10 protein-coding genes are annotated in these 13556 nt (G+C 41.4%); 8 read left to right on the top strand and 2 right to left on the bottom strand.

The window, feature by feature from the left end; translation table 11 throughout:
* Nucleotides 1-320 precede the first annotated feature (320 nt).
* Both PR683_RS06490 and PR683_RS06485 read left to right on the top strand, forming a co-directional pair.
* Nucleotides 321-995 carry a sugar phosphatase gene (locus tag PR683_RS06490; RefSeq protein WP_004912267.1) on the top strand — a complete coding sequence of 225 codons (675 nt, stop codon included), beginning with the start codon at nucleotides 321-323 and terminating at the stop codon, nucleotides 993-995.
* Nucleotides 996-1083: 88 nt separating this feature from the next.
* Nucleotides 1084-2913, top strand: coding sequence for an SLC13 family permease (locus tag PR683_RS06485; protein ID WP_117162387.1), 1830 nt, complete (start codon nucleotides 1084-1086; stop codon nucleotides 2911-2913).
* A gap of 635 nt (nucleotides 2914-3548) precedes the next feature.
* Here PR683_RS06485 and yfbR read toward each other — a convergent pair.
* Nucleotides 3549-4130, bottom strand: coding sequence for a 5'-deoxynucleotidase (gene yfbR, locus PR683_RS06480; RefSeq protein WP_109911551.1), 582 nt, complete (start codon nucleotides 4128-4130; stop codon nucleotides 3549-3551).
* A 408-nt stretch (nucleotides 4131-4538) separates the two neighbouring features.
* The gene (locus tag PR683_RS06475) at nucleotides 4539-5753 is read right to left on the bottom strand and encodes a pyridoxal phosphate-dependent aminotransferase (protein ID WP_004259802.1); all 1215 of its coding nucleotides are present in this window, start codon (nucleotides 5751-5753) and stop codon (nucleotides 4539-4541) included.
* 809 nt (nucleotides 5754-6562) lie between these two features.
* On the opposite strand from PR683_RS06475, the gene PR683_RS06470 reads away from it, so the two are divergent.
* The 6 genes from PR683_RS06470 to nuoF all read left to right on the top strand — a co-directional run bounded on the left by PR683_RS06470 (nucleotide 6563) and on the right by nuoF (nucleotide 13520).
* On the top strand, nucleotides 6563-7486 hold the full coding sequence (locus PR683_RS06470) for a LysR family transcriptional regulator (protein ID WP_004912258.1): 924 nt from the start codon (nucleotides 6563-6565) through the stop codon (nucleotides 7484-7486).
* Nucleotides 7487-8600: 1114 nt separating this feature from the next.
* A complete protein-coding gene (locus PR683_RS06465) occupies nucleotides 8601-9044 on the top strand; it encodes an NADH-quinone oxidoreductase subunit A (protein WP_004259806.1) in 444 nt (147 codons plus the stop codon).
* Nucleotides 9045-9062: 18 nt separating this feature from the next.
* Nucleotides 9063-9737: a NuoB/complex I 20 kDa subunit family protein gene (locus PR683_RS06460; protein WP_004912254.1), complete on the top strand. Its 675-nt coding sequence runs from the start codon at nucleotides 9063-9065 to the stop codon at nucleotides 9735-9737.
* 74 nt (nucleotides 9738-9811) lie between these two features.
* Nucleotides 9812-11614: an NADH-quinone oxidoreductase subunit C/D gene (gene nuoC, locus PR683_RS06455; protein ID WP_375372756.1), complete on the top strand. Its 1803-nt coding sequence runs from the start codon at nucleotides 9812-9814 to the stop codon at nucleotides 11612-11614.
* A gap of 2 nt (nucleotides 11615-11616) precedes the next feature.
* Nucleotides 11617-12165, top strand: coding sequence for an NADH-quinone oxidoreductase subunit NuoE (gene nuoE / locus PR683_RS06450; RefSeq protein ID WP_004912250.1), 549 nt, complete (start codon nucleotides 11617-11619; stop codon nucleotides 12163-12165).
* A complete protein-coding gene (gene nuoF, locus PR683_RS06445) occupies nucleotides 12162-13520 on the top strand; it encodes an NADH-quinone oxidoreductase subunit NuoF (protein ID WP_004259820.1) in 1359 nt (452 codons plus the stop codon). Before nuoE ends, nuoF begins: the two co-directional genes overlap by 4 nt.
* Nucleotides 13521-13556 lie beyond the last annotated feature (36 nt).

Here is a 13556-nt window from a genome sequence, read left to right as displayed (position 1 = left end):
TTGTCTCGTTGTTGGCTGCGTTCGGCTACTCGGGTCACATACTTTTGTATGCTCCCCGAGATATCCTCTCTAGTCGCTTAGCGACAACGCGAATTATTTAGAGCAAATAGAGTATAAAAAGTAAATAAAGTTTTAAAAAATCCCAATTTCAAATCAACATTCCTTTCCTGTTTTAACTCTCAAGTGCATTCAAATCTAAGTTATTAACGCAAATCTTGATTATTTTTGTTATTGAGGTTGCGCATTGGCGTCTATTTAGCGTTAACTAGTGGGCCAGAATCGATTCAATTATTGTGTGAATAGCAAATAAAGGGGTAGACGTGAAATTAAAGGCAAAAGGGTTTCTATTTGATTTAGATGGCACATTGGCAGATTCCTTGGCTGTGGTTGAGCGCTGTTGGTGTAAGTTTGGCGAACGAATTGGTGTAGACTCAGCCGAAGTCATTAATTTTATTCATGGAAAACCCGCGTTAACCAGTTTGCGTCACTTTTTACCCGAGGCGAGTGATGAAGAAATTATGGGGTATTTTCGCTGGTTAGAAAAAATGGAAAGCGAAGATGTGGAGGGCGTGGTTGCCCTGCCTGGCGCGATTGCCTTGCTGTCACGTTTAAATGAAATTGGGGCACCGTGGGCAATTGTCACTTCTGGCACCGTACCGATTGCCCATGGACGCCAGCAAGCGGCGGGTTTACCAGAACCTAAACATTGGGTGACATTTGAAAAAGTTACGAAAGGAAAGCCGGACCCAGAACCGTTCTTGCTTGGAGCCCAAGCACTTTCGCTTCCTGCAAAATCCTGTATTGCCTTTGAAGATGCGCAGGCAGGTATCCATTCTGCATTAACGGCAGGTTGCCAAGTGGTCGCAGTCCATGCACCAGAAGGCATGCCACGTCGTGATGAAATTCAAGTAATTGTAAGTTCATTGGCTCAAATTTCTGTTATGGGGCCTGACAATAATGGTGATTATGAACTTTTCGTGTCTAATTTGACTTAATGGTGATTTAATCAAAGAAATTCTCCGTAAAACATGCTTAACTGAATAAAATTCTTAGCAATGTTTTTTTTCGTCGAAAGGGGATATTTTGAACGGAGAATTGCTGTGGGTCTTAACCCTCCTATTAATTGCGATAGTTCTGTTTACCACAAATAAGATTCGCATGGATGTGGTCGCATTGCTTGTCATTGTCGCGTTTGTGTTGAGTGATACCTTAACATTAGAGCAAGCTACCGCAGGTTTTGCAGATCCTAACGTTCTGCTAATTGCAGCATTATTTGTTATTGGTGATGGGCTTGTTCGCACAGGCATCGCTTACCAAATGGGAGACTGGCTTGTTCGCGTTGCAGGAAGCAGCGAAAGCAAAATGCTGGTTTTCCTAATGCTCACCGTCGCTGGGTTAGGCGCTTTTATGAGCTCCACTGGCGTGGTGGCTATTTTTATTCCCGTCGTTTTAAGTGTCGCATCACGGATGAAAACATCGCCTAGTCGGTTAATGATGCCACTAGGCTTCGCGGGGCTTATCAGTGGGATGATGACACTAGTGGCCACGCCACCTAATATGGTGGTGAACAGTGAATTGGTACGTGAAGGGATCAAAGGCTTCCAATTTTTCTCTATTACCCCGATTGGTATTTTAATTTTATTCGCAGGTATTGCCTACATGTGGCTGACAAGGCGTTGGCTAGGCAGTAACGAACCAGACAAACTCCCTGAGCGCTATCGACGTACTTTCCGTGACTTAATTCGTGATTATAAATTGACAGGTAGAGCTCGCCGCCTTGCTATCCGCAAGGGGTCGCCACTCATTGGCCATACGCTTGATGAGCTGCACTTGCGTTCCCGTTACGAAGCGAACGTAGTGGGGATTGAGCGTTGGCGTAAATTTCGTCGAGTGATGGTGAGTGCAACTGGGGGAACAGAGTTACGCGAGCGAGATGTCTTATTAGTCGATATTTCGGTGAGTGATGACGATTTACGTCAATTTTGTAGCGAACAACTCCTTGAACCGATGATTTTACGGGGAGATTATTTTTCAGACCAATCACGTGATGTGGGAATGGCTGAAGTATCGATGAATCCAGATTCTGAACTCTTGGGTAAATCTTTAAGAGACATTAAATTTCGTACTCGTTATGGCTTGAATGTGGTTGGTATTCGTCGAGATGGCAAAGCGTTGGACGGCAAGTTGGTAGATGAACCGCTTCGATTGGGTGATATTTTATTAGTCATTGGGGATTGGAAATTAATTCGCATTTTATCGACTAAGCCACGGAACTTCATTGTATTGAATCTGGCTGCTGAAGTAGAGGCGGTGGCACCTGCTGCATCTCAGGCTCCTCATGCCTTATTTTGTTTGGCATTAATGGTCGCAATGATGGTGACCAATGAAATTCCTAACTTTATTGCAGCACTTATTGCCTGCTTGTTAATGGGGAAATTTCGCTGTATTGATATGGAAAGTGCCTATAAGTCAATTCACTGGCCGAGTATTATATTAATTGTTGGGATGATGCCTTTTGCACTAGCACTGCAAGAAACGGGAGGGATTGCCCTTGCCGTTGATGCGTTAATGAAAGTTGCTGGTGGGTTAGGGCCACATGTGATGCTATTGTGCCTGTTTATTCTGTGTGCCACGATTGGGTTATTTATTTCCAATACCGCAACTGCAGTGCTAATGGCTCCGATTGCCATTGCTGCGGCTCGCCAAATGGATGTCTCACCGTTGCCTTTTGCGATGATTGTTGGCATTGCCGCATCCGCAGCCTTTATGACCCCCGTTTCATCACCAGTTAATACCTTAGTTTTAGGGCCTGGAGGTTATAAATTTTCGGACTTTTTGAAAGTGGGTGTGCCATTCACTATTATTGTGATGTTTATTAGTATTGCAGTTGTGCCTATTTTATTTCCATTCTAAGAAATTACATTAATGGTTAATTGATATTTTTAATTAACCATTCCTCTTTTATTTATCAATTAAACGATATTAATTATAATTTACTCTCCTGTATTTTAACTTACCATTAATTTCGAATCAAAATACATAATATTAATTCAATTATTAAGAGGTGAATTTATGGTTCAAGTCAAAAATATACAAAAAAGGTATTATTATGGTTATGCAACATTTGAGAATTTTTGGGGAAAAGATATAAAAATATGATTCTAACACATCTCGCGTCTGTTCTTTGGATGAATACGAAAGATCAGTAACATATTGAACATGTACCGAATAAAGGTATTTTAGAAAATTGTTTTGGGTTCAAATACTATATAGGTGTAGGGTCTGATATTTGGCATATTAAATTTTGGACTTACGAACGTGAGGTTTATGAATGTAAACATGATGTTAGTTGTAATATAACATCTGGGGATGGTGGTGGAGTTATATTAGGAATTAATGGCGAGTCTAGAAAACTATACGCACATTTTTCTTCATCTTCAGATTGTTCGACGGGTATCAGTTCGGCATAAAAAACTGAATAATTACATCAAAATATAAAGTTATCGAGTGTTAAAATAAGGAACGATACGCTCATTCCTTATTTTAAATTAATTACTAATTTCATCTAATGATAGGGTAAAACTTGGCACAAACGTTTTCATAAAATACTCCATTTCTGGACTATTTCTTTCCGCAAGCATTTTTTCTAACCGTCTTTTGGCTAATTTAAATTCACTATTGCCCGCGGACAGTTCTTCTAAACATTTTAAGTAGGCACACAGTGTATCGGCTTGTTTAACAATAAAATGCTCTTCTTCTGATTGTATATCTTCAATTAGTAGCGCTTTAAAATCCGCTTGTAGTTCTTCTGGGAGCATATCGAGTAGTTTTTGCTGAGCAAATTTTTCTATTTTTTTGTATTCATGAGCAATTTGCTGGTTGTGATACTTAATTGGGGTTGGTAAATCCCCTGTAATCACTTCACTAGCATCATGGTACATCGCATACAAAGCAATTTTTTCTGCGTTGACGTTCCCTGCGAACTTACGGTTTTTAATGATAGCGAGCGCATGGGCAACCATAGCTACTTGGAGACTATGTTCAGAGACATTCTCTGTTCGGACATTACGCATTAACGGCCAGCGGTGGATTAACTTCATTCTAGCAAGATGGGCGAAAAAGTAGCTCATAAGTCCTCTTCTTTAGTGTCTGCAAACGAAAAAAATTATAACGGAAATAATGTAGCAGCGATATAATTTTATTGTTTTTTAATAAGTTACTCTCTAGTAATTATGTTCTAATATCTATTTTGCATATTAAGATAATCATAATAATATAATCAATTTTAGATTATAACTTGACTGCTATTTTAATTGTGTTGAATTATGTAATCAAAAAAATATAATGGATGTTCAATCCGGAAATAAAGAGGCAATATGAAATATTTTCCATTTATATTATTGGGCTTTTTCCTTGTGGCAATTTATTTTATTTCTATTCTTTGATTATCAAAATAATACAGTCTATTAATGATGGCTAAATTTAGAATAAAAAAAGCCTCCGGAATTAGGAGGCTTTTTATTATTTTGAATAAATTTTTATTGGCGATAGCCTTCAAGGAAGCGGCCGAATTTATTAATCGCCATTTCAAGGTCATCCGCATAAGGTAGCGTAACGATGCGGAAATGGTCAGGTTCAGGCCAGTTAAATGCGGTACCTTGAACTAACAACACTTTTTCTTGTAGTAACAGGTCTAAAATCATTTTTTGGTCATCATAGATATTAAATCGTTTAATATCTATTTTCGGGAACATATACAGGGCACCTTGTGGTTTTACACATGAAACGCCGGGTATTTGGTTGATCAATTCCCATGCACGATTACGTTGCTCATATAAACGGCCGCCTGGTTGAATGAATTCACTAATACTTTGGTAGCCACCCAGTGCAGTTTGAATGGCATGCTGCATCGGCACGTTTGCGCATAGGCGCATAGAGGCTAGCATTTCTAAACCTTCAATATAGCTTTTCGCATGTTTTTTCGGGCCGTTTAATACCATCCAACCTTGGCGGAAGCCAGCGACGCGATACGTTTTAGATAATCCATTAAATGTAATGGTTAATAAATCAGGGGCGAGGGCGGCAATAGAGTGGTGCACTGCATCATCATAAAGAATTTTATCGTAAATCTCATCAGCATAAATAATAAGATTGTGCTGGCGAGCCAATTCGACAATTTCCATTAATAGGTCTTTGCTGTAGACCGCACCCGTTGGGTTATTGGGGTTAATGACCACAATACCACGTGTTCTTGGTGTGATTTTTTTGCGAATATCTTCAATATCAGGCATCCAACCTTGCTGTTCATCACACATATAATGAACTGCTTTTCCTCCCGAAAGGGAAACTGCAGCAGTCCATAATGGATAATCAGGCGCTGGTACTAACATTTCATCACCATTATTAAGCAGTGCTTGCATGGCTTGTACGATTAATTCGGAAACACCATTACCAATGTAGACATCTTCTACTGTCATTTCATGAATGCCACGAGCTTGGTAATGCTGCACAATCGCTTTACGGGCAGAATACAAGCCTTTTGAGTCGCAATAACCTTGAGAACTTGGCAGATTACGCAAGACATCCACAAGGATTTCATCTGGAGCTTCAAAACCAAACGGGGCCGGATTACCAATATTGAGTTTGAGGACTTTGTTGCCTTCTTCTTCTAGGCGCTTCGCTTCTTTTAATACGGGCCCACGAATGTCATAGCAAACATTATCGAGCTTACTGGATTTAGTTAGATTATTCATAGTTCTCTCATTACCCTAAGGGTTGCATTGGTCGGGCCGACGTTATTCCTTTACTGTACTCCTCCCTCAGAAGCTTTTGAAGATGCAAGGTTATTTTTGGTGTAAAAGGTTGGTTTACGCTTAAATGTAATGTTTGGTATCTTATTATTTATTTTAGGCTGGCTGTATATTCTTATAATATTGAACTGATTGAATTATAATATCGACATTCTTTGATGTTTTGGAGTATAAAAAGTAAAAAAGCATAAAAATAGCGGAAAAAAAGAAAATTGTATCAAAATGTAATATTAAGCATTGAATCATTAAATCAGACATGATTTTTTTTGCTGTAATAGCCTTTTTTTATAATAATCAGGGCGATTTTGTTAGTAATATTGATTGTTTCAAGCTGCTTTCTTTAACCAAAAGTGCTGATTAAAATTATAACCATTTGATATTTTTGACTATATAAAAATAGTGAAACGAATTTTATAATGTGCTTACATTAAAATAATTGTGATTACATTAAATATGTTACTATTTAAGCGTAACCTATCAAGCGCGTTTTAGCGTGTTTTTTAGGAAATCATCCCACTTTTATTAAAATTATTTGATTTTTGGAAGTATGCTATTTGTACCCTGCTCTATCGTTAGCGATTAATGAGCTGGATGCAAAAAAGTAAAATAATGAGAAGTCATTGCAGATCTATGGATTAGAAATGCACTCACTTAGTAGTCTTAGTAGTCTTAGTAGTCGCTATAAACTCGCTGATTCTCATGGAGGAGAGCAGAAACACCAGGTAACATAAAATTATATAAGAGAATGAACGATGATAAATTCCAATCGTCCCATCATGAACCTAGATCTTGATTTGCTACGTACTTTCGTCGCTGTCGCAGATCTTAACACATTTGCAGCCGCAGCTGCAGCCGTTTGTCGAACACAATCTGCTGTGAGCCAGCAAATGCAACGTTTAGAGCAATTAGTCGGCCGTGAGCTTTTCGCTCGCCATGGGCGAAATAAACTGCTCACCGCGCACGGATTACAATTACTTGGCTACGCAAGGCAAATACTTCGCGCCAATGATGATGCTACAGCGTCATTAACTTATAATGACGCTGATGGTGAATTGCGTATTGGCGCATCCGATGACACCGTCGATATCTTATTACCTTTCTTACTTAATCGTATCGCGTCTGTTTATCCAAGAATTGCCGTAGAAGTGCGCATTAAACGAGCACAATTTATTGAGTCAATGCTTGATAATCATGAGATAGACCTTGCTTTAACAACAGCAAGAATTAGTCACCACCCTAAAACAGCGTTAAGAACAGTGCCTGTTTTGTGGCACAGTGCACCTGATTTTCAATTGCGTCCCAATGAGCCAGTTCCATTAGTTGTTATGGATGAAACCAATCCATATCGTAAACTTTGTACTAGTGCTCTTGATGATGCAGGTTTGTCATGGCATGTTGCGTATGAAGCAGCTTCTTTACCTGCTGTTCGTGCGGCAGTCAATGCAGAGGTTGGGGTAACCGCTAGACCAATGGAAATGCAAAATGCAGATTTACGTATTTTGAATGAATCAGATGGGCTACCACGCTTACCAGATATTCAGTATTGGTTGTATAAGAATGCAGACGAGCAAAAAGATTTTGTTCTGACAGTATTCAGTGCGATTGAAAACAAAAAAATCCCTTATGTTGCAGCCTCAGCAAGTGAGTTGATGGATAGCAGCGAGGAAGGTAATTAAGTTAATCGATTCATCTGGTTATCTTAACGCCAATACTTAATTAATTTATTATAATGACGGTAATCCCAATACGTTTGGGATTACCGTTTTTTTATGTCATTTTTGCCAATCTATTACGGGAACACTTGTTTGTGATCAATGCGTTATTGGCTATGTACAAATAAAATCAACATGTTAATCGCAGTCTAAATAAGACGTGAGCAGCGGTTGAGGTGGTTATCTCTGATTAAATGGCTAATGTACAGACTAATTAAGCTGTTAGATAACAGATAATGTGAATTGATACGGATGACTGAAACGATTATTTCAAATTGTGGAACTCAATTTTCAATATTGGGAAATGGTATTGAGAAATTTGCTTCTATGCATGCTTAAATAATGTTCAGTGATATTTTTAATCGGTTATCAAATTCAAATTTATCGATTTTTTATCAATATCCGCTCATAAAAAAAGCAATTAACCACTTAATAAGTATGGTTAAATGTGAAAGACCATGAAATAATTGTGATGTAGCTGGCATAACCTGAATTTCATTGTTTAGTTAACAGTTTGTTATGTTATTAACAATGTTTTTTTATTGAAGAGATAAAATAGCGCTTGAATGTCAGTTAGTTACTTGAAGTTATGCGTTAAAAAGAGTTACAAAGACTTAAAGTGAAATTGAATGCTATGTAAACAAATTGAGTACTTTTTCAATAAAAGTGTGCGTTAGATCAAATAAAAAGCGCAATTTTTCATCTGTTAAGACAGGTTTTTCCTGAGATAATGGTGTAGTAAAAACGAATAATCAGTTAAACTAGTTTGCGTGTTTACTTGAGTATCATTACACTGACACGTTTTAGCAGATTATGGTTACTTTTTGTTGTTCTGTTGTTTTCAAAGTGTGAAGTTTTTGTAACAAATACGGGTTATTTTACTTAATTTAAGTAAAATAAATTGTAATGAGAGAGGACAAACCAAACGCAGTCAACAGACTGATTTAAGTTTGGGGATATTTTAGTTTGTGATCAATTTTGGTCTTTCTTCTCGATTAACTGGGCAATTGTGGTGCAACTCTGCCGTGATGTAAAAAAGAGCAGTTAACACACCATAAGTAATGAGTAAGCAACGAGTATGTCTACATCAATCCTAGCGTTAGCCCATAACTGGGCGTTTGCGATATTCCTTATCGGCACTATCGGTCTTTGTGCTTTCATGTTGGTCGCAGGTCACTTTTTAGGTAGCCGCGCCAAAGCCAGAACAAAACATGTTCCTTATGAGTCCGGTATCGACTCGGTCGGTAGTGCACGTCTCCGCATGTCTGCTAAGTTTTACTTAGTCGCCATGTTTTTCGTTATCTTCGATGTTGAAGCCATGTTCTTATTTGCATGGTCAGTTGCCATCCGCGAAGCCGGTTGGGTAGGTTTCATCGAAGCCGCGATCTTTATTTTGGTATTGTTGGCGGGACTGTTTTATCTCGTTCGCGTAGGAGCATTGGATTGGACTCCAGTCCGTTCCCGCGGAAAAGTTAAGCATCCTAGTGAAGTTATTAAAATCAGCAATCGTCATCCGCAGTAAAAAGCGAGGCATTATACAATGGATTATACGCTCACCCGCATAGATCCGAACGGTGAGAACGACCGTTACCCACTGCAAACCCAGGAAATCGTCACTGATCCACTGGAGCAGCAAGTTGAAAACAGTGTTTACATGGGGAAACTTTCTCATGCACTTCACGATGTGGTTAACTGGGGGCGCAAAAACTCTCTCTGGCCATATAACTTTGGTCTTTCATGTTGCTATGTAGAAATGGTGACTTCGTTCACGGCTGTTCATGACGTCGCCCGCTTTGGTGCAGAAGTACTGCGTGCTTCACCTCGTCAAGCCGATTTCATGGTAGTAGCAGGTACCTGTTTCACTAAAATGGCGCCTGTTATTCAACGTCTGTATGACCAAATGCTTGAACCAAAATGGGTAATCTCCATGGGTTCATGTGCCAACTCTGGTGGCATGTATGACATTTATTCTGTTGTACAAGGCGTCGATAAATTTATTCCTGTGGATGTGTATATTCCAGGTTGCCCACCGCGTCCAGAAGCCTATATGCAGGCTCTGCTTCTGTTGCAAGAATCTATCGGTAAAGAGCGTCGACCGCTGTCTTGGGTTGTTGGAGACCAAGGGGTTTACCGTGCCAATATGCAATCAGAAAGAGAAAGAAAGCACGGTGAACGTATTGCAGTGACTAACCTGCGTACACCAGACGAAATTTAAGGCTTAAAGCCATACAGCGTAACAGAGCAATGTTGTTGCGAAATAATAAACCTGATCAAGCGTTATGGTGAAGAATGATGACAGATCAGATAGCGCAAGCGAGTAGTACCCAGCCAGGATGGCAGACACAGGATCATTTAAATGACCCTGTGCTTCTGGAACTGCGCAATCAATTTGGGCCGGATGCCTTTTCTGTTCAAGCAACTCGTACTGGCATGCCAGTGGTTTGGGTGCGTCGTGAACAGTTACTGGAAGTGGTCGATTTCCTAAAGAAATTACCAAAACCGTATGTCATGTTATTTGACTTACATGGGGTAGATGAGCGTCAACGAATTCACCGTCAAGGTCTGCCAGAAGCAGACTTTAGTGTTTTCTACCACTTCATCTCTATCGATCGTAACCGCGATATCATGTTAAAAGTCGCTCTTAATGAGAAAGACTTAAACGTGCCTTCGATCGTTTCATTGTTCCCGAATGCGAATTGGCATGAACGTGAAGTGTGGGATATGTTCGGTATCACCTTCCAAGGTCACCCAAATTTACGCCGCCTTTTAATGTCTCCAAGCTGGGAAGGTCATCCGCTGCGTAAGGATTATCCTGCGCGTGCGACTGAGTTTGACCCTTTTGTGCTGACTAAGCAGAAACAAGATCTGGAAATGGAAGCTTTGACTTTCAAACCAGAAGAGTGGGGCATGGCACGTGGAAATGAAAACGAAGATTTCATGTTCCTGAACTTGGGGCCAAACCACCCATCCTCACACGGTGCGTTCCGTATCGTGCTGCAATTGGATGGTGAAGAAATTATCGACTGTGTGCCCGATATCGGCTACCACCACCGTGGCGCTGAAAAAATGGGTGAACGCCAGTCGTGGCATAGCTACATTCCTTACACTGACCGTATCGAGTACCTCGGCGGTTGTGTGAATGAAATGCCATATGTGTTGGCCGTTGAAAAACTGGCTGGCATTGAAGTGCCGGATCGCGTGAAAACCATTCGTGTCATGTTGTCTGAGTTATTCCGTATCAACAGCCACTTACTGTATATCAGTACCTATATCCAAGACGTTGGTGCGATGACCCCGGTCTTCTTTGCGTTTACCGACCGTCAAAAAGTCTACAACGTCATTGAAGCAATTACCGGTTTCCGTATGCACCCCGCATGGTTCCGTATCGGTGGTGTTGCGCACGACTTACCGCGTGGTTGGGAAAAACTGCTTCGCGAATTATTAGACTGGTTGCCAAAACGTTTAGAGTCTTATGTGACTTCTGCACTGAAAAACTCCATCTTAAAAGGTCGCTCTATCGGTACTGCAATGTACTCAAAAGAAGAGGCGTTGGCATGGGGTGTGACAGGAGCTGGATTACGTGCAACAGGCGTTGATTTTGACGTACGTAAATGGCGTCCATATTCAGGCTATGAAAACTTCGAGTTTGATATTCCTATCGCTCATAACGGTGACTGTTATGACCGCGTGATGATCAAAGTGGAAGAGATGCGTCAGAGTATCCGTATTCTTGAGCAATGCTATAAGAATATGCCAGAAGGCCCATTCAAAGCTGACCATCCACTGACAACTCCGCCACCAAAAGAACGCACGTTGCAGCACATCGAAACCTTGATCAACCACTTCTTGCAAGTGTCTTGGGGGCCGGTGATGCCAGCAAATGAGTCATTCCAGATGGTTGAAGCTACGAAGGGTATCAACAGCTACTACTTAACCAGTGATGGTAGCACCATGAGCTACCGTACGCGTATTCGTACCCCGAGCTATGAGCACTTACAGCAAATTCCTGCGGTGATCAGAGGTAGTTTAGTTTCAGACTTAATCGTCTATCTGGGTAGTATCGATTTTGTAATGTCGGATGTGGATCGCTAACCATGCATAATGAACATAACGAAAATGAGAAGCACAATGAGCTCAATGTCGTGAATGTGTTTGAACCGCAAGTCAATCATGGCTTTGTCTTAACAGAGAAAGAGCGTGAAGAGATTGAAGGTGAGAAACACCATTACGAAGATGCACGTGCTGCCTCAATTGAAGCACTGAAAATTGTGCAAAAAAACCGCGGTTGGGTTGAAGATGGTGCGATCCATGCTATCGCTGACGTCTTAGGCATCCCAGCCAGTGATGTTGAAGGTGTGGCGACATTCTATAGCCAAATCTTCCGCCAGCCAGTGGGTCGCCACATTATTCGCTATTGCGACAGTGTTGTTTGCCATATTACAGGTTATCAGGGCTTAGAAGCTGAAATCATTAAACAGCTGAATATTCGCCCGGGCCAAACAACAGCCGATGGTCGCTTTACGTTGCTGCCAACCTGTTGCTTGGGTAACTGTGACAAAGGTCCTACGATGATGATCGATGAGGACACTCACAGCTACGTGCAGCCTGAAAATATTCAAAAATTACTGGAGCAGTATCCATGACAAATTCTGTTAATCCAGTGATCCGTACTGCTGAAACTCATCCTCTAACATGGCGTTTGCGTGATGACAATCAGCCTGTTTGGTTAGATGAGTATCGCAGTAAGAACGGATACAAAGGTCTTGAGCGTGCGCTCAAAGGCATGGCTCCCGATGAAGTTGTGAATCTTGTAAAAGACGCTGGCCTGAAAGGGCGCGGCGGTGCGGGTTTCTCAACGGGTCTGAAATGGAGCCTGATGCCAAAAGACGAAAACATGAAACTGCGTTACTTCTTATGTAATGCGGATGAAATGGAACCGGGCACCTATAAAGACCGTTTATTGATGGAGCAACTCCCTCACTTGTTAGTTGAAGGGATGATCACAGGCGCTTATGCACTTAAAGCCTATCGTGGTTATATCTTCTTACGGGGTGAGTATGTTGAAGCTGCGCAAAATCTGCGCCGTGCCATCGAAGAAGCCAAAGCGGCGGGCCTGTTAGGCAAAAATATCCTCGGTTCAGGTTTTGATTTCGAACTATTTGTTCACACCGGCGCTGGGCGTTATATCTGCGGTGAAGAAACTGCACTGATTAACTCCTTAGAAGGCCGTCGCGCTAACCCACGTTCTAAGCCACCATTCCCTGCAACATCAGGTGCTTGGGGTAAACCAACTTGTGTCAATAACGTCGAAACTATTTGTAACGTGCCAGCAATTTTAGAGCACGGCGACCAATGGTATATCGATTTAAGCGCAGGTAAGAGTAAAGACGCGGGCACGAAATTGATGGGCTTCTCTGGCCGCGTGAAAAATCCGGGTTTATGGGAATTGCCATTTGGTACCACGGCACGTGAAGTGTTGGAAGATTACGCAGGTGGTATGCGTGATGGACTGAAATTAAAAGCATGGCAGCCAGGTGGGGCAGGGACAGATTTCCTGACCAACGACCACCTCGACTTACCGATGGATTTCGAAAATATTGCTAAAGCAGGTAGCCGTCTTGGTACTGCATTAGCGATGGCGGTTGATCATGAAATCAACATGGTTTCTTTAGTGCGTAACTTAGAAACCTTCTTTGCCCGTGAATCCTGTGGTTGGTGTACGCCGTGCCGCGATGGTCTGCCATGGAGTGTGAAAATTTTACAAGCGCTGGAAAAAGGCGAAGGGCAACCGGGGGATATTGAAACCCTAGAGCAGCTGTGCCGTTTCTTAGGGCCGGGTAAAACTTTCTGCGCTCACGCACCGGGTGCGGTCGAACCGCTACAAAGTGCCATCAAATATTTCCGTGATGAATTCGAAGCGGGTATCTCGCAAAAAGATCTGCGTAACATTGTGCAGATTGCGGGTATCCAACCCAACCTGCTGAAGCAGCGCTGGTAATTGTTTAGCGATTGAGCAACCGCTAAATAGATTTTT

Source organism: Providencia sp. PROV269, from assembly GCF_028477785.1.
GTDB lineage: Bacteria > Pseudomonadota > Gammaproteobacteria > Enterobacterales > Enterobacteriaceae > Providencia > Providencia rettgeri.
Note: the sequence above shows the minus strand (reverse complement) of the source record. Positions and strands in the feature narration are given on the sequence as shown.

Coding starts and splice junctions, on each gene's coding strand:
- yfbR (WP_109911551.1), bottom strand. CDS start 4,130: ATGAGCTACTTTTTCGCCCATCTTGCTAGAATGAAGTTAATCCACCGC.
- PR683_RS06475 (WP_004259802.1), bottom strand. CDS start 5,753: ATGAATAATCTAACTAAATCCAGTAAGCTCGATAATGTTTGCTATGAC.
- PR683_RS06470 (WP_004912258.1), top strand. CDS start 6,563: ATGATAAATTCCAATCGTCCCATCATGAACCTAGATCTTGATTTGCTA.
- PR683_RS06465 (WP_004259806.1), top strand. CDS start 8,601: ATGTCTACATCAATCCTAGCGTTAGCCCATAACTGGGCGTTTGCGATA.
- PR683_RS06460 (WP_004912254.1), top strand. CDS start 9,063: ATGGATTATACGCTCACCCGCATAGATCCGAACGGTGAGAACGACCGT.
- nuoC (WP_375372756.1), top strand. CDS start 9,812: ATGATGACAGATCAGATAGCGCAAGCGAGTAGTACCCAGCCAGGATGG.
- nuoE (WP_004912250.1), top strand. CDS start 11,617: ATGCATAATGAACATAACGAAAATGAGAAGCACAATGAGCTCAATGTC.
- nuoF (WP_004259820.1), top strand. CDS start 12,162: ATGACAAATTCTGTTAATCCAGTGATCCGTACTGCTGAAACTCATCCT.